This window comes from Methanobacterium sp. BRmetb2, from assembly GCA_003491285.1.
Classification (GTDB): Archaea; Methanobacteriota; Methanobacteria; order Methanobacteriales; family Methanobacteriaceae; genus UBA117.
In genome coordinates this window covers 1,447,992-1,465,146 of sequence record CP022705.1, presented here as the reverse complement: position 1 = coordinate 1,465,146, position 17,155 = coordinate 1,447,992, and the positions used below count along the sequence as shown (strand labels likewise).

Sequence of the window (17,155 nt, the reverse complement as noted above, 5' to 3'; positions counted from 1 at the left end):
TTTTTTGAGGATTAAATGAGTTCAATTTATAATCTATCCACTAAATTATCTCTGAAGATAAAAAATCTAATTGAAAATACCTTTATTTTTCTTATTTTACAGAAATTATTCTTATATATTGAAGATTTATGGTTAAACAGTTTTTTCAGACAATTATATCCAGACAAATTTCTAAACTTTTTAAATGATAGTTATATCTTAAAGAACCATATTTTCTCCCCCCTGATCATTATTGTTGCATTTGCTTTTTTCATGATTCTAGCTAGCATCCCCATATCTCCTAGTTTACAGTTCAATATTTTAATTGGATTTATTTCCTTTTTTATCTTTTCCACAATAATTCCTAAAGCAGTATTAAATGATAAAAAGTTTATAATCTTTGATTCAAAAAAAATTTACTCTCTTGGACTTTTATTATTGATAATTAGTTTTATATTCTTTTATCTGAATATAATCACTTTAGGGAGTCTCCCTCTTCTGGATCCCAGTTTAAGATATGTTCTTGATCCTAAACTAACTCTGCCAACTTTTTTAAGCATACCTGCAGTGGCTCTGATGGGCTCCCACATTCTGAAAGAGATGCAAAATGACCAATTATCAAAATCTTCAGCTAAATTTAGATTAATTTCTCTTTCTGCCATTAGCATTCTTTTATTGTTTTGTCTGGGATACAGAACACCGCTGGTGGCATTGATACTGATTGTGGTTATTATGGGCTATTATACTAAATTATTCCAAGTTTGGGAGATTATATTAGGATTTTTAATTATCCTTTCAGTGGTAATGGTTTTAGGATATTTTAGATCGGTGGAAGAATACGCATTAGGATATCTAAGTGCTCTAGATTTTTTAAGAAGCAGAGCAGCTTTCACATTAGGTGTTTTAGATTTACTGAATCATATTTCAGGATTTTTTGGTTTTATGCACGGAAATTTAGCGTTAAGTATCCTGCCGGGACCTGGTGATGGACCTCGGGTCATTATTGGAAAATTAATTGCTTGGAGGTCCAGTGTTACCATTACCCCCACACTTTTTGGTCCTATGCTGGTTGACTTTGGGACTGTTGGAATAACTGTAGGAATGGGATTTTTAGGCTTAATAACTGGTGCAGGATATAAAATTCTTCAAAAAACAAAGGATTCATTTTATGTTGCATTATATGCAATAATTTTAAGTTATATTATAATCGGCGTTGAAACAGGAATTTTAGATCAATTAGTCATTTTATACATCCTAGTTGCAGCCATAATATATTTTGCCAACATTCTCAAGAAACAAAATCCGTGCTAGAATTTTACACTAGAATTTTACAAATATCATGAAGAAATGAAACATGTTTTAATGACTAAATTAACTAAATCCATTATTTTATGAATATTCAAATAAAAATAACTTATTAAACTTAGTATATAAATAAAAAAAATATTATATAAAGGATTAACAATTATTGATATTAAATTGAAAATGCATATGAATGAGAAATGGTAAAATTGATTTTAGACTCTGAAGTTAAACCGGACATAAAAACGCTCCAAAGAAAGAAGGATGTTGAAGGTTTAGTGCGTGCCCTAAAAAATGATGATTATCTTATTAGAAAGGAAGCAGCTAGAGCTCTTAAATATGTAGGTGATGAAAGTTCTGTTGATGCCCTTATTGATGCCTTAAAATTTGAAGAATGGCATGCGAATTATGTTGTTTTAGATGCAGTAAGAGAAAACGCTGCTGAAGCACTAGGTAGAATTGGGGATAAGAAAGCAGTTGAACCCCTTATTCGCACACTCAAAGACCGGGACGAAGAGGTAAGATGGAAATCTGCTTGGGCACTAGGTAGAATTGGGGATAAGAAAGCAGTTGAACCTTTAATAGAATCATTAAAAGATAAAAACGGCGATGTTAGAAAACATGCTGCAGCTGCACTTGGAAATATTGGGGATAAGAGAGCAGTTGAACATCTTATTCATAGTATGAATGACAAAGAATGGACGGTTAGAAAATGTTCGGTAACTGCTCTTGGGAAAATCGGAGATGAAAGAGCAGTTAAACCTTTACTCAAAGCATTGAATGACGAAGATTCTGATGTTAAAAGGAGAGTTATTCTGGCTCTGGAAAAAATGAAAAATTTAGCATTTGATCCATTACTTAAAGCATTTTATGATGATGATTGGAAAATTCAATCTCTTGTGGCAGAAGCTTTAGGAAAAATTGGAGATAAGAGAGCAGTAAAACCACTTATTGCTGCATTAACCGATAAAGATAAGGTAGAAAGGAATAGATATGTGCGTGGAAAGGCTGCTGAAGCTCTTGGAAGAATTGGGGATGAAAAGGCAGTGAAACCATTGAATAAAGCTTTGAACGAAAAATATATTTATGTCCGGCGAAAAGCAGGAAAAGCTTTAGAAAGATTGGGACAAATATCCAAACTTAATCATTATGATGATGGAGAAATATCATTTAATTATTCTGATTTTTGGACAATTGATGAAGGAAACGGATCAGAAAAGATAATAAAAGGTAAATTAGAAGGAACTCATTTAAAATTTTCCGTCAATAGAAGGGATGATGTAGAGTTTATTGGTTTAGATGAATTTACTGAACTGATTAAAGATGTTTTTTTAAGCCAAAATGCCCAGATTATCTCTGAATCTGAAATATTACTAGATGATCTAAAGGGTATTGAACTGGTTATTGAAAATTTGAATGTGGAATACAGTAAAAAAGTGAAAGTTGTGGCTTTTAGAAAAGAAGATTCATTATATTACTTACTCTTTTCAGGATATATAGAAGAATTTGATGACAACATACAATACATTGAGTCAATTATTGATAGCTTTCATGTGATTGATCAATAATAACTCATTCAACATATGAAAATTAAAAACGATAAAATTGTGTAAATCCTAATTTAAATTTTTTTAATATTATAAATTATAATATTCATAAAAAATTATATTGAAAATTAAAAAATAAGTCTAATAAATAATATAAAAAATAGGAAAAACCAGTTAGTTCCTATCTTTATCTTTCCAATTTTTTTAAAAATTTTATATTTTATCTTTGTATGCCTTCATTGCCTCATTCAATACATCAGTAAAGGTAACATCTTTTTTAAGTTCTTCTAAATCTTCAACTGAAAATATTTTAAGAACATTGTCTTTACATGCATCAACACAAGCAGGAATTATTTTATCTGAATCCATACATAAGGTACATTTCTGAACCGCCTTTTTTTCATGGTCTATTACTAAGATTCCAATAGGGCAAGCAATCATACAAAGCCTACAAAGAATACATGAATCTTCATCAACCATCAAAGTGCCATCTTCTTCATGTATAGCTCCAGTAGGGCATATTCTAGCACATGGGGCCTTTTCCGGATGACATTGAAGACAGAACATAGGGATAGTAGAACTTTTTTTGGCTCTGGATAGCCCATGCTCCTTTTCACATGCATTGATGCAGTCTTCACATTCACTGCACATTTTTGGATCTATTACCATTAAAGTTTTCACAAAATACCACCTATTAATTATCTGCTAAAAAATCTGCAACAGCTGAAGAGTCTCTTGGACCTACAGCAACTTCCCATCCACTTTCATCCTCTATTTCTCCACTGACTGGAGCTGCAAGTCCAGGTATGATGAGTTTTCTGGTTTTAATCTTATCCTCTATTCCAGTATCCTTAATTAAATCAGCCACTGATTCACCATTCAATTGATTTCCTGCTAAAGATACATCAACTGCTCTGCCTTCAGTATCCAAAACTAAAAGGTAACAGTTAGCTTTCCCAGACTTTAAATCTCCCTCTACAGTGTAATATGTCAGGGCAAAATTAGTAGTCATAATTACGGGAGAATTCTCATCAACCTCGCCAAATTGATATAAACCTGCGTCTACAGCTTGTGGTTTTCTAGGATCAGTGTACACCCCTTGTTTTAAGGTTAAAATAGGTATTAGTTCCCATATATTCGTTCCATGGAGAATTAATATGTCTGCATATTTATTTATTAAAGTTGCGGAGATTGTAGCTTCTTTCATGGCCTTTTGAACTTCATCTTCTTCAGATAACCAACATACTGCCGGAATTCCCAGTATGGGGAATCTGAAATCTGGATCCTTTTCTTCCACTGCAAGTCTTCTGATCATGACAAAATCGTCCAGAGTATCCCCAATTCCTTCTCCAACAAAGGTACCAGGATCTAATACTATGTCTTTTATTCCTTTTGCTCTCATGATTCTGGCTAATTCCTTCATTTTTTCCAAGTCATTAGGTACTGAAAGGGTTATGGGACAATTATGTTCAATAGCAAGGTCAGACATTTCTTCTATGTTAAATTCGGTTGCAGCATAAATTAAAGGTCTTTCATCGCCGACAACTTTTAGTGCGGCCTTCATGGCCTCAGGATCAAAGGTACAGAGTAAAAGAGGTAATCTGGAACTTTTAACTATTTTTGCTGCTTCCGCAAATTTATCGCTGTTTCCTGATTTATTTCTTAAGGCAATAGCATCAAGTTTTAGTAATTCTCCAGTTCTTTCAAATTCCGTATCTTCAATTACCTTAATCTGGTTTTTAAGTTCCTCTTCATCTAGGTCATCACTAATATCCACAACCAGAGAAGTAGGATTATAATAAGTTAGCTCGTATCGATAGAGAACCTCATCTCCACCTATAATTGTAGTTTTATCTCCCGTACCAATTGTTATTTCCCTTACAGCCGGAGCTAGTAAATCTTCAAGTTTTTCCATTTCTTTATCAGTAAGCTGTGTACATAAATTCAACTCTATTTCTTTTTCAGAAAGTTTTGTAGCAAAAGCCATGCAGGAAGCTTCTCCACATTTTGCACAGTTTGTTTTTGGAAGTAATCTGTATATATCCATCGCAGTTACAAGCAATTTAACACCTCCTAAACTCCTTAGCCCTCCAGCTGGGTTATCCAGTCTGAAGTATCAGGTAAATCTGTAGTCATATATTCTTTGGTAAATGTTTCACCAATTTCTTTAAGCATCTGTACCGATGACGGGTGAAGCATCATGAAAATATCTACTCCGCATAGCATCATGGTTAAACCGGTTATTATTTCCCAAATTGGCCCCCGATAGTCTGTTGGTCCCCATTCATCCTTTTTCATCCATGCTTCACGAGAACCCCATGCATTCGTGGTACCAGAAGACATTGGCATTTGAAGATCAGTATCTCCCTTTAATGCAGCAAGCCGGGTTCTGGTTATAACATCTATTGAGAATTCAATACCATACCCTAATGCACATGTGGTCGGATCCATTACAATATCATTTTGAGTTAAGCCTTCTTTCATTAGATAACGGTTCAGTGTTTTTTGCATGTTAATATCAGTAATAGCCCATGATAGCACTGCATGATTGTAGTCAATTGCAGCTTTTGCTACTTTTTTATAATCTAAGTCCAGGTTGGCTGACGCAAGTAGACATCTTTCACCATCCGCAGCTTCAGCAGCTTTTTCAAGGACTAATGGATCCTTTTTTGGGTCTCCCGATGCACCAATGACTAAAGGAACATCTACTGCTTGTAGTACCTCTTCAATATCTGCAGCAGCTTCTTTTGGAGATTTGTCCATTACCTTGGGACCGGTACCAATCAAGTGGATAGTTACCATGTTCGCTCCAAAGTCTTTAACTGCCTTACGGGCCCATTCACCAGGATGATCCATCACATCACTAAAATGTTCTCTTATTGGTCTGGGAAGTCCAGGCATTGGAATATCAAAAACATCAAAAGTTACAACTGGCGGATTTGGCTGCGGTTCTTCAAACCTATAAAGTGCATTTTGTCCCCCTAAATAAACTGGCTTTCGTGTACCTGCTCCTAGTTGAACTTCTGCCACTTTTCCAGGATATTCTTTAATAGGGGGTACAAATTCTTCAACCCCTGATATTTCTTTAGTTATTCCTTTCTGTTTTTCTACTGTTTGCTGTACAACTTGTTGTACTGCCGGCATTAAATATAGCTCTAATTCTTCAAAATCCATCCTAAATTCATTTATTTCTATAGAATCTGTATTTCCAAGTAGTTTAAGAAGCTGTGTCATTTTATCCATAAACCCACATCCTTACTTTAAATTTAAAATCTTCCCAACAATATCTGAAATGGCTAAAACTGTAGTAGAATCGTCCGGAAGATCTATTAACGGTTTTCCTTCAATATCATATTTGGCTACATCTTTATCTTCATATACGGTGCCAATAAGATCCACACCAATCTCATTAACTTTCTCTTTCAACTCATCTTCATTCTCTGCATTGACTCTGTTTAAAATTAAAAACAATTTTTGGAAGTTTATATCCAACTCCTCTGCTAATTCCCCGATTCTTTGTGCTGTTAACATACCTCTTTTTGATTTATCTGTTACAACCAGCATTATATCCACATTTTGAGTTGTTCTCCTACTCAAATGTTCGAGTCCTGCTTCTGTGTCAATTATTATTATATCGTAGTTTGATGATAGGGTTTCGATTATTTTCCTGAGCATATTGTTGACAGCACAATAACAACCGCTTCCTTCTGGTCGACCCATCACCAATAAATCAAAGTCAGGTGTTTCAACTACAGATTCCATGAGTTTATAGTCAAGAATATCCCATTTATTCATGGTTTTAGGTATTCTGCCTGCACCAGTGTCTGCTTTAAGTTCTTCTCTGATGTCACCCACAGTTTTTTCAACTTCAACACCAAGAGCCTCAGGTAAATTAGAATCTGGATCTGCATCTATAGCCAGTAAGTCTTTTCCAGTTGTGGATAGAATTTTAACTAGGGTTGATGCAACCAAAGTTTTTCCAGTTCCTCCTTTACCACTTACTGCAATTATCACTATAAACACCGTCAGTTTTTTAATATTTATGCCAAATTGATATTTTTATCATATTAAATGCTAATTACTGCTTCCTCTTGATGATAACTTTTTCAGCATAAATTTTAGCATTTTTAAAGATTATTTTAACCCCTCCAGAAGCAGGCATAGCAAGTTCTGGCGCATAAGCCACAGGAGCCATAGGAACTTCTTCAAATTCTGAATCCATTTCCTCAGAAACTTCAACTTCAACTTCTTTTTCAGTTTCTTTCTCTGCTTTTGCTTCTTTCAATCTTTCCATAACTGGATGTTCTGCTTCTCTCAAGAATTTTCTTATTTCTTTGATGCTCGTTGCTTCTTCTTCAGTTGGGATTTTATCTTTTAATTCTTCAGGAATATAATCTATAACCGATTCCTTAATTTCCTTAGGTAACCATATAATTCTAGAATAACCACCATCAGCCTGTAAAAATTTAGGTGACCTCATGTACTCTAGACTTAAGCCTGTAAATCCTTCGACCTGTTTTCCACCAGAACACTGCCCAGCCATAGCTGAGAAAGGTATTCCAAGGGGAGTTTCACCTTTAAAATCACGATCAACTATACCTATACCATCCAATTCTGGAATGTAAAATGCTACAGCCTCAAAACATCCACAAGAAGTATGAGGGAATTCAAATACACTATGTAAATATACTCTTTCAACAGTTCCTTGTGATTTTTCAGACACTACTGTGTTTACATTGTCATATTCGCCTTTAAAGTCGTCTAATACTTCACCTTTGCCTATTTCGAATATAGGCCCTTCCGGATCCATTTTAGCAGCTGCTCGGCAATCAAACCAGTTTATAGCGCCACAAAGTGCAGTTCTATCTGGCGTGACCACACAGACATGAGTAGGTGCAAATGATTGGCACATTACACAACCATAAAATACATCAACATCTTCATCAGTAAGTTCACGAGCTCGGGCATCTCTTTTATCATACTGTTCTTTGGCTTTTTCAACAAATTCTTCAACTTTTTCCTTATCAGTTAGAACAGTGACAGCAATTGATTCAATTATGGGGAATTCTTCTTTAAACAAAATTGAAAGTGTTTTAGCCAGATCTTCAAATTTAAAACCTGCCTCATGAGCTTCTGTACTTACTCGGCACCATATTTGGTCACGTTGGTTTAGATGCATGAACCCCTTAATATAATTACACAATTCGTGAGTTCTCCGCTCAATTACGCCTTCTAATTCTTTTTCTAATTTTTCTCCCTGGATTTCTATCAAAATTCCGAAAGAATAAATTTCTCCTTGGCCCATTTCAGATAATTCAGGACCAACAACCTTTATTTTGCCATCTTCAACATTGTCTTCTACTTGAACTAATTCTGCGCCTATAGATTTAGGGCCGGCAAGTTCAACAAACATATTTGCTGATCTTATTCTTTCACCCTCATACATAGGACTAACATCGACGGGTATATCCTCAAACATTGAATTCCTCCATAATCAATCTGTTTTAAGTTTTTCAAGATATTTGAACCATTCATCATCTTTCATGTTTGGAAATGATGCATCAGCATTTGAATGGAAATATTTACAAATAGTAAGAGTTTTAAGATGAGGTGCGAAGTGTTTAAGGCTGGAAAGGCCTTGTGAAGCTATGTAATATATTACACCAATAAATATCACCAGATCATGCTGTCCCTCACCATTAATTCCTTGCCATTCAGGATCTTTCAGGAGATTGACAATTTCCACAACACCATACGAAGTTGTATCAATTCCCTTCTCATGGAATACCTTAAAAGCATCGGCAGTAGTAACAATAGGTAAATTCCATTTTTCTGCAATTTCAGCAGACAAAGTCATAACAGGATCCTCTACTGCAAGAGGTCCTATAACCATTAAAGGTCTTTTAGCTTTTTTAAGCATCATCTTTGCAATTTCTGGTGTAGCTAATAAACCCTGTTTAGTACCAGCTATTACCGTGGGTTGATATGGTATTACTCGTTCTCCACTCATCTAATCACCTTCACCTTTAGAATCCATTAAAGAGGGTTCCTGTGGAATCTTACGTGGTTCCCAACCTTTAGCCTTCAGAACCTCCTTAACATCCTTTTTATATGTTATTGGAATATCTTTTTCATTTCTAACGAATAGATGAATATCAGAAGGTAATGTACCGAAGTATTTTTTATTTAAGTCTATGTAATGATTTAATTTAAGTTGTCTTCCTTTGCTAGTATCGTTAGGCCGTATACACAACTTTGAAGTCATTACTGTTGCTTCTTCTCTAGTTTCGGCAGCATAAAGTAAATGTTCAGGGGCAGGTTCTCCTTTTATTACTTCACCAGTTCTTAAATCAGTGATGTTCCATTTTTCTTCTTTATCTGTTCGTCCTAAGAAGAGTCTTCTGTACTTGGAACCATGTGGTCCAATTACAACTGGTATACCCCAACGGTTTACTCCTGTGGCTATTGCTGCTGCTTTTTGTGAATAAGCACCCCATGCAACTCCACAAGCCCCTACTCTGTTAAGTATATAATCTGCTATTTCTTCAAAGTTACCTTCTAATGGTTTTTTAGCGAAAATATTGGCAATTTTAATACATGCTCCAGAAATATGGGCATTAGAAACACATGATCCTATATTTACCAGACCTTTAGCATCAAAATCGCCACTGTATTTCTCATAGAGGGTTTTACCTTCTTCATCACGATATTCTCCAATGGACATTGCACCACAACCTGTAGCTACTACAATGTAATTCCTCTCCAGAAATTCTTCGGCCATCTTTGCAACATCTATTCCACCTTCAGGATAATTAGAACATCCTACAAATGCTATCACACCAGGTATTTCACCCAAAACAAGAGGGGCACCAACTTTTCGTATTTCAACGTCCTGTACCGGACCTCTTCCAGCTCTCATAAAGAACTTCTGATCTTTTACTGTGTGTTCTCCTATCTTGGTTAGCATGGAGATAAGTGGAAGGTCTCTTTCACATTCCTGTTCACATCTACCACACGTGTAACAAACGTCATATTCATATAAATCTAAAAATTTAGAAAAGTCTCCATTTCCAGCTGCCACCACAGCACCCATCATATCATGACTATTGGGACATACACGGTTACACCAACCACATTCTGTACAACTTTCTGCCATCTCTTTGATTTCATCTAAGTCAGGTAATAGCTTGAGTTTTTCCCTTTCTTTAGCATTTTTCTGAGCCACTTTAACTGAAACTTCGCCAACCTTGTCTGGGTCTTGTATTAAGGCCCCTTCTATTTCCCTGTTTAAAAGCTGTGAAACAATTTTCTCCGGTTCTTCATCTGTTTTATTTGGTAAACCTAAACACATTTTATCGGTGGTGGCAATTACAATGGCATTATTCTTTTTAGCTTCTTCTAAGACGTCAGTACGTATACACTGCTCATCCACCACAATTACATCAGCCACCCCACTTCTTATGAATTTTAGCTGTTTAGAAAGTGGACCAACAACTTTAGCCCGATCATTACGTCTAGAAATATCTATTGCAGCACAACATATACCACAAACTTCTAATTCATCATTAAGCGCATTGTCTTCCATATAGTCCATAATTCCTGCGCCTGGTGTGACATTATGCCCTATACACAATATAACTGGTTTATCTGAATTAATAGTGCCCAAACCCATTTCTATGAGTGGTGCATCACCATCTCCCTTAGGCATGTTAAGAGTCACGATCTGAGCAATGTCCCCCACTTCTCTTGCTAAATCATCCATCAAACCGGCATGAAGTGCTTTTGACTCAAAATCAAGACTACTTCCTTCCTGTCCCGTGTGACATGCAGATAATAAATGAGACATCTGTTCTTCCACATAATCCATGGCTTCTTCAAGATCAACTAATGTTTTTGGTTTTTTACCTATAATTGTCCTTATTATAGGTGCTTCAATGTCTATATTCAAACCCAGATCAATTGGATAATCTTTACCAAATTTTTCTATGAGATATTCTACCATATGCCTTGAGTGTCCTGCGTGTGCAGCGGTTCCAATACAACAAGCAAGTAATACGATTCTAGCTTGTTGAGCTTCTACATTTATCCCACATGCTCCTTTCTTACCTAGTAAATCACATTTACCAAAGGTGCATAAACAACACATGTCACATAAAGGTGCATAGAATGGTTCATATTTATCTAAAAGTTTAAAATCCCATTCCCTTAAAGCTGTTACACCTGGTTTTGGAGTTGGACCCATTTCTACATTAGAGTCTTCAACTTCCGTTTTTTCCCCTTTTTCGTCTATTATTTCGCCTATTGAAATTTTTAAATCCTTAGTTTTCCAGAAATCATCGCTAAATTTTTTAGGTTTCGGTGCCACAATTATCACCAGATTAATTATTAATGATTTATAATGATGTTTGTCTTATCTACAAAAGTGTATATAAACTTTGTGTATTACTTTTAGCAATTCAAAAGACAAATTAGTAATAATTAAAATAATAATCATATTAAATATGGAGAATTAATTTTTATTACTTCCACCCATTAAAAATAAGGATAAGTAATACCTAACAAAAGATTTATATTATATTATATAAAAGGATTTTTTAAGGGTTAAAAAGAGTTTAAAGTATTACTTTAACTCCTTTTTTTAAAGTTTGAGTAATACTCAATTAATCATCCCTTACTCAAATAAAAAAAAAAAAAGAAAAGAAAACAACAATATTAGGAGGTTAAATATGCATATACCAGATGGTTTTATCCCATTATGGCAGTGCGCAATTTACTGGATCATCGCCTTAATAGCACTGGGATATTCACTTAAATGGGCCAGAGAAAACTTGGACGAAAAAAATATACCTCTTCTCGCTGTTTTAGCAGCAGGTATATTTGCTATTCAAGCAATGAATGTTCCCATACCTTGGGGAACCAGCGGTCATATGGTGGGTGCTGCATTAATAGCGATTGTATTTTTCAGTCCATGGGCAGCAGTGCTGGTATTATCAATAGTACTGATACTTCAAGGATTGATATTTGGAGACGGTGGAATGACTGCTCTTGGAGCCAACATTGTCAACATGGGAATAATTGGTGGTTTCATTGGATTCTATGGTTATAAAGCTCTTAAAGGGATTGGAAGGGTTCCTGCAATTTTCATTGCCGCTTGGGCATCAATATTCATAGCAGCTATAGCTTGTGCCATTGAAATGTCCCTAGCCGGTACTTTCCCATTAGTAGAAGGAATTATCTTCATGGGATTATATCACGCTGTGATAGGTGTCATTGAAGGTGTTATCAGTGTAGTGGTGATTTTAGGTATTGATAGTGCACGACCTGACCTGTTAGCCGATTGGGTTCGCAGTAAAAAACCGGAGGCATTAAAATGAACACAAAAAACCGCAACCTTGTGATTGGAGGGCTTGTAATTGCCTTAATAATCGCCATATTAGCGCCATTTTTGGCATCAAGCAACCCTGATGGTTTAGAAAGTGCTGCAGGAAGCCTTGATGTACCTGAGTCAGAACCAGTATACAACTCTCCATTACCAGATTACGCCATACCTGGAATGGAGGATAATCCCTGGGCTGGAGTTGCAGCCCTTATAGTGGGAGTCATATTGGTTCTGCTGGTGATGTTCGGAATTGCAACCATATTCAGCAAAAAGAACGGTAACGGATCCAAATAGATTGAAAAAAAGGAGCTTTCTTCAAGCTCCACTTTTCTTATTTTAAGACTTATTAAATAATATATTTTTTAAATAAAACTAACTGAGATATACGTATGGAAGGACTTGACCAAATTGATAGAGAAGCTGGTAAAGAAAGCTTCATGAATAATTTAGACGGACGGATAAAACTAATATCTGCCATGCTAATCATAATATACGCAGTTTCCAGTACTAACCTTATAATTTTGGTTATAATGGAAATGTACATTTTAATCCTGATTTCATTATCCAATGTAAGCCCCAAATACGCGTTAAAACGTATAGCACTTATATTACCTTTTGGAGGGTTTATAGCCCTTATACAACCATTTTTTCAACCAGGTAATATTATCTGGACTGGCCCCTTAGGCTGGTTACATATAACAGATTATGGGGTGTATTTTGGAGCATTACTTCTTTTTAGAGTAACTGTATCAGTTACCTCCATTGTATTTTTATCTTCATCAACGTCTATGCAAGATTTGGTAGCATCTGCCCAGAAGTTAGGAGTTCCTCATCAGCTGGCCATGCTTTTAAATTTAACTGTCAGATACTTGTTTTTCTTCTACGATCAACTGATGAATATTTTAAATGCCCAGGCTACCCGTTGTTTCGATATATTCAATAAAAAGACTCCTTACAAGTGGAGACTTAAAAAAGTAGGAGAGACTATAACTATGATGTTTCTAAGAGCATTTGAACAAGGGGAAACTGTTTATTTAAGTATGATGTCTAGAGGTTATTCAGATAACACTCGCATATACCGATCCAAAGTAAACTTAGACAAGAAAGATTTCGCTTTTATGGGGATAACATTAATACTAATCGCATCCTTACAACTATTAAACATGTTGGTACTTTAACAATCTACCTATTTTAGAGGAATTCCAATGAGAAAACCAATTATACAAACAGAAAACATGAACTTTACCTACCCTGACGGAACTTCTGCTCTTCTAGACATAAACCTGGAAATACTTGAGGGTGAACGAGCCGCCATTATTGGACCTAATGGTGCTGGTAAGTCTACTTTATTTTCCCATTTTAATGGAATATTACAACCAACCTCTGGTACGATTAAAATAGATGGTAAACCTGCCAGTTACAAGAAAGAGGAACTTATAAAAATCAGACAAAAAGTTGGTATGGTATTTCAGAACCCCGATGATCAGCTTTTTTCGCCTACTGTGGAGGAGGATGTGGCTTTTGGACCTATGAACCTTGGAATTTCCGACGAAGAAGTGGAAAAACGTGTAACAGAATCTTTATCTGTGGTGGGGATGGAAGGATATGAAAAAAAACCCCCACATCATCTTAGTGGAGGTCAAAAAAAGAGGGTTGCCATTGCAGGGATATTGGCTATGCAGCCAGAAATAATGGTACTGGACGAACCTACCACGGGACTGGATCCTCAAGGCGTGGAACAAATAATGGATATCCTATATGATCTCAATCAAAAAAACATGAGTATTATTGTCTCATCTCATGATGTGGAAATGGTTACTGAATTTGCCACCAAAATATTCGTTCTACATCAGGGAAAGATAATCAAACAAGGCACTCCTCACGACATATTCAACGATCCAGAAACCCTTAAAAATGCGCATTTAAAACAACCTAAGGCTGCTGAACTCTTACATCTTCTTAAAGACAATGGAACAAATGTAAATATTAAGTTAACTGTAGAAGAAGCTTACCATGAAATATTACATGTGCTAGGAGTGAAAACATACCACAATCTTTTACACTTGGTACATGATAAATACCACCACAAATTACTGCATGCTCTAGGTGAAAAAAAATACCATGAGATGTTACACATTCTGGAAGAAGAACACAGAGACGAGGAACATAACTAACTTTCTAATTCGTATACCTCCTAATTCGTATAATTAGAACTTTATTTTAAATTTTATTTTATTTATAATAAGACTATAAATTATTTATTTTAGAATACTACAGCTTGGGCTCAAGTCTCTTGATCATAAAAGCCATGAACCCTACAATTAAAGGGAAAAAGAATAAGTACAAAATTAAAATCATGATTGGTGGTACTACTGGCCCCATTACAGTTGCTGCAGCAATCAACATAATGAGTAATATAACCGGACCTAATATGGCCACAAACATGTATATCATGGTAAATGAGTTTAATTTCTGTGAATAATCCTTAAGTTTCATCCGCATTTCATAAGCAATATCCTCGGCTATAACATTTAGAGTTTTCGCTAAATCCCCACCACTATTTAAAGTCCGGGTAATTTGATAAACTGCCCTTTTTAGACCGTCTGACTCTATTCTTTCACTCATATCTATGAGAGCATTTTCAGTAGTTTCACCATATTTTATCTCTTCCAGGGTTCTTGCAAATTCTTCAGAAAGCGGACCATACCCAGACATGGCCACTGATCTCATGCTGTCGTGAAGCCCTAACCCTGCTCTGAGTTCAGTTGCCATCTGCCTCAATGCATAAGGAAGTTCTCTAGAAGCTTCAGCAGATCTGCCCCCTTTTTTTAATTTGGGTAAAAATACTAAAACAATAGACATCATAAAAATAATCAAACCAAATACTAATCCTATGGTAATTCCAAAGCCTAAAGCAATCATGGCCACAAGAATTATTACAAAAGATGTTAAACCAATAGCCATGATAAATTTAGGATCCAATCCTTCTTTCTCTTCTTCTTTAAGGATTTCCTCGAGAGAAGCTTTTTCAAAGGATTCTTTTTGTATTTTTTCTTCTTTTTTTTCTTCTTTACCCTGATATTCTTCTTCAATTAGTCCTTTAAAAACGTCTATCTCCTCCGGAGTCATTCGCATTCGTTTAATTACTTTTGAAGAAGCTTGGCGTGGTTTTATGTTCCCTATTCTAGTCACTGGAGCCTGTACACCTTCTCCAACTTTTTTACTTGAATTGAGAGTGACTCCTCCTATTTTATCAAATAATTTTTTTAAACCACTTAAAACCATTATATCACCAAAAAATCATAGGACTCTTTCTAAAACTTCATCCGGATCCTTATAATAATTATGAATACATTTACCAACTTCTTCAATGGATCGAATATTTTTATCAGCCATAAATTCTAAAACCAATCTTCTTCTTTCGATTTCTTCTTCAACCTCAGTAATACTTATTCCCCTTAGATCTGCTATTGATCTTAAAGTATTACTTGCAATACCTATGTATTCAACTTTATCTGCAACATTATTCCATTCGAATACTCGGTTTAACTGAACATTTCCTTCTTCCATTCCAACAACTTCGGCCACTTCAGTAACCCTCCTTAATGATCCACCTTCGGTACGATACATTCGATTTTGCATTATTATGAAATCCAATGCAGGAATCATAATATGAGGAACATTCATTGGAGAGTTAGTTAGACGTGTAATTGTTTCTCTTGCTGTGTTAGAGTGAAGGGTGCCAAAACCAGAGTGTCCAGTGTTAATAGCTGTGAACAATGTGACTGCTTCTTTACCTCTTACTTCTCCTACAATAACTCGATCTGGTCTTTGCCTTAGAGAATTTTTAACTAGAGTGTCCATATCCAATTCACCCTTCCCCTCTATGTTGGGTGGGCGAGTTTCCATACGCAGTACATGAAAGTGAGGTAATTGAAGTTCTAAAGTATCTTCAATAGTTATAATCCTTTCTCGAGGAGGTATAAAAGCCGCAACGGTATTTAATGTGGTGGTTTTACCAGAACCTGTACCACCGGCAATGATTGCATTACAAGGTTTTACACCCATTCCATCAACACATACCCATAAAAATGCTGCCAAATGAGATGATATTGTTTTAAAATTAATTAAATCAATAACAGTTAATGGATCTGATCTAAATTTCCGTATAGTTAATGTTGAACCATCAGCAGATACCGGCGGAATAGTTGCGTTAACCCGGGACCCATCAGGTAACCTTGCATCCAAAATTGGAGTTTGTTGGTCAATTCTTCGGTTAACTTGTCGGGCAATAAGATCTATAAGTGCTTTTATGTCTGAATCTTCTTCAAAATAGACATTAGTAACCATCATTCCTATTTTACGGTGATATACAAAAACAGGTCTATTAACTCCTATGACCATAATTTCTTCTAGATCATCATCTTTGATCATTGGATCCAATTCACCGTATCCTAACATTTCCTGTGAAATTTGTGCTGCAAGTTTATCTATATTTCTTACACCCTTGGTTCTTAGAAATTCTTTTACTTCACCAACAAAAGTTTTTTCATCTAATCTGAATTCCTCACCTTTGGCTACAGCAACTTCAACTAATTTTTCACGGATTTCAGTTAATAACTGTTTTTCTCGATCACTAAATTTAGGAACACTTACATTGTAATTAGGAATAAGGCCTTCTTCTATTATTTCGGCTTTCACATCTTCAGTCATTTTCTTGATGCGCTTTTTAGGCCTAGAAGATTTCTTAACTACTTTTTCAATATCTGTATCTTCTTCTTCACCGCCGAATAGAATATCTTCCATCTTTTCCCTTTCAGGTTCGAATTCATCATTCAATTCTTCTCCCCTATCTTCATCAGATTCTTCTGAAGACCCGAACTCCCCTAAAAGGTCCTTAAGTATTTCTTTTCGCTTTTCTTTCATATTGCTCATATATTTATATAAA

The 17,155-nt window shown here is 35.5% G+C and carries 15 protein-coding genes; 6 read left to right on the top strand and 9 right to left on the bottom strand.

What is annotated here, in order from left to right:
- Positions 1-15: 15 nt before the first annotated feature.
- Together CIT01_07310 and CIT01_07305 are read left to right on the top strand one after the other, a co-directional pair.
- Complete coding sequence (locus tag CIT01_07310; GenBank protein AXV38020.1) at positions 16-1,290, top strand: oligosaccharide repeat unit polymerase; 1,275 nt, start codon at positions 16-18, stop codon at positions 1,288-1,290.
- Positions 1,291-1,481: 191 nt separating this feature from the next.
- On the top strand, positions 1,482-2,849 hold the full coding sequence (locus tag CIT01_07305) for a hypothetical protein (protein AXV38019.1): 1,368 nt from the start codon (positions 1,482-1,484) through the stop codon (positions 2,847-2,849).
- 192 nt (positions 2,850-3,041) lie between these two features.
- Here CIT01_07305 and CIT01_07300 read toward each other — a convergent pair whose 3' ends face one another.
- The 7 genes from CIT01_07300 to cdhA all read right to left on the bottom strand — a co-directional run bounded on the left by CIT01_07300 (position 3,042) and on the right by cdhA (position 11,202).
- Positions 3,042-3,509: a ferredoxin gene (locus tag CIT01_07300; protein AXV38018.1), complete on the bottom strand. Its 468-nt coding sequence runs from the start codon at positions 3,507-3,509 to the stop codon at positions 3,042-3,044.
- A gap of 13 nt (positions 3,510-3,522) precedes the next feature.
- Positions 3,523-4,890 (bottom strand): acetyl-CoA synthase subunit gamma, encoded by a 1,368-nt coding sequence (locus CIT01_07295; GenBank protein ID AXV38017.1) that lies wholly within the window; start codon positions 4,888-4,890, stop codon positions 3,523-3,525.
- A 20-nt stretch (positions 4,891-4,910) separates the two neighbouring features.
- Positions 4,911-6,071, bottom strand: coding sequence for a CO dehydrogenase/acetyl-CoA synthase subunit delta (gene cdhD, locus CIT01_07290; protein ID AXV38016.1), 1,161 nt, complete (start codon positions 6,069-6,071; stop codon positions 4,911-4,913).
- 12 nt (positions 6,072-6,083) lie between these two features.
- Complete coding sequence (locus tag CIT01_07285; GenBank protein ID AXV38015.1) at positions 6,084-6,842, bottom strand: ATP-binding protein; 759 nt, start codon at positions 6,840-6,842, stop codon at positions 6,084-6,086.
- Between the two features lie 64 nt (positions 6,843-6,906).
- A complete protein-coding gene (gene cdhC / locus CIT01_07280) occupies positions 6,907-8,307 on the bottom strand; it encodes a CO dehydrogenase/CO-methylating acetyl-CoA synthase complex subunit beta (GenBank protein ID AXV38014.1) in 1,401 nt (466 codons plus the stop codon).
- 15 nt (positions 8,308-8,322) lie between these two features.
- Entirely contained in the window at positions 8,323-8,838 is a 516-nt protein-coding gene (locus CIT01_07275) for a CO dehydrogenase/acetyl-CoA synthase complex subunit epsilon (protein ID AXV38013.1), read from the bottom strand.
- Complete coding sequence (cdhA, locus tag CIT01_07270) at positions 8,839-11,202, bottom strand: CO dehydrogenase/acetyl-CoA synthase complex subunit epsilon (protein ID AXV38012.1); 2,364 nt, start codon at positions 11,200-11,202, stop codon at positions 8,839-8,841. It abuts the gene before it with no gap.
- A gap of 352 nt (positions 11,203-11,554) precedes the next feature.
- On the opposite strand from cdhA, the gene CIT01_07265 reads away from it, so the two are divergent.
- From CIT01_07265 to CIT01_07250, 4 genes are all read left to right on the top strand, one after another.
- On the top strand, positions 11,555-12,202 hold the full coding sequence (locus CIT01_07265; GenBank protein AXV38011.1) for a cobalamin biosynthesis protein CbiM: 648 nt from the start codon (positions 11,555-11,557) through the stop codon (positions 12,200-12,202).
- Positions 12,199-12,501 carry a cobalamin biosynthesis protein CbiN gene (locus tag CIT01_07260; GenBank protein ID AXV38010.1) on the top strand — a complete coding sequence of 101 codons (303 nt, stop codon included), beginning with the start codon at positions 12,199-12,201 and terminating at the stop codon, positions 12,499-12,501. Before CIT01_07265 ends, CIT01_07260 begins: the two co-directional genes overlap by 4 nt.
- Positions 12,502-12,596: 95 nt before the next feature.
- Entirely contained in the window at positions 12,597-13,385 is a 789-nt protein-coding gene (gene cbiQ / locus CIT01_07255; protein ID AXV38009.1) for a cobalt ECF transporter T component CbiQ, read from the top strand.
- A 27-nt stretch (positions 13,386-13,412) separates the two neighbouring features.
- Positions 13,413-14,381 carry an ATP-binding protein gene (locus CIT01_07250; protein ID AXV38008.1) on the top strand — a complete coding sequence of 323 codons (969 nt, stop codon included), beginning with the start codon at positions 13,413-13,415 and terminating at the stop codon, positions 14,379-14,381.
- Positions 14,382-14,478: 97 nt separating this feature from the next.
- Here CIT01_07250 and CIT01_07245 read toward each other — a convergent pair whose 3' ends face one another.
- Entirely contained in the window at positions 14,479-15,492 is a 1,014-nt protein-coding gene (locus CIT01_07245; GenBank protein ID AXV38007.1) for a type II secretion protein F, read from the bottom strand.
- Between the two features lie 15 nt (positions 15,493-15,507).
- The gene (locus CIT01_07240; GenBank protein ID AXV38757.1) at positions 15,508-16,920 is read right to left on the bottom strand and encodes a secretion protein; all 1,413 of its coding nucleotides are present in this window, start codon (positions 16,918-16,920) and stop codon (positions 15,508-15,510) included.
- Between the last annotated feature and the right edge of the window lie 235 nt (positions 16,921-17,155).

Excerpts from the sequence above, each read along its gene's own strand:
- CIT01_07310 (AXV38020.1), top strand. The coding sequence starts at position 16 with ATGAGTTCAATTTATAATCTATCCACTAAATTATCTCTGAAGATAAAA.
- CIT01_07240 (AXV38757.1), bottom strand. The coding sequence starts at position 16,920 with ATGACTGAAGATGTGAAAGCCGAAATAATAGAAGAAGGCCTTATTCCT.
- CIT01_07260 (AXV38010.1), top strand. The coding sequence starts at position 12,199 with ATGAACACAAAAAACCGCAACCTTGTGATTGGAGGGCTTGTAATTGCC.
- cdhC (AXV38014.1), bottom strand. The coding sequence starts at position 8,307 with ATGTTTGAGGATATACCCGTCGATGTTAGTCCTATGTATGAGGGTGAA.
- CIT01_07305 (AXV38019.1), top strand. The coding sequence starts at position 1,482 with ATGGTAAAATTGATTTTAGACTCTGAAGTTAAACCGGACATAAAAACG.
- cbiQ (AXV38009.1), top strand. The coding sequence starts at position 12,597 with ATGGAAGGACTTGACCAAATTGATAGAGAAGCTGGTAAAGAAAGCTTC.
- CIT01_07275 (AXV38013.1), bottom strand. The coding sequence starts at position 8,838 with ATGAGTGGAGAACGAGTAATACCATATCAACCCACGGTAATAGCTGGT.
- CIT01_07245 (AXV38007.1), bottom strand. The coding sequence starts at position 15,492 with ATGGTTTTAAGTGGTTTAAAAAAATTATTTGATAAAATAGGAGGAGTC.
- CIT01_07265 (AXV38011.1), top strand. The coding sequence starts at position 11,555 with ATGCATATACCAGATGGTTTTATCCCATTATGGCAGTGCGCAATTTAC.
- CIT01_07250 (AXV38008.1), top strand. The coding sequence starts at position 13,413 with ATGAGAAAACCAATTATACAAACAGAAAACATGAACTTTACCTACCCT.
- cdhD (AXV38016.1), bottom strand. The coding sequence starts at position 6,071 with ATGGATAAAATGACACAGCTTCTTAAACTACTTGGAAATACAGATTCT.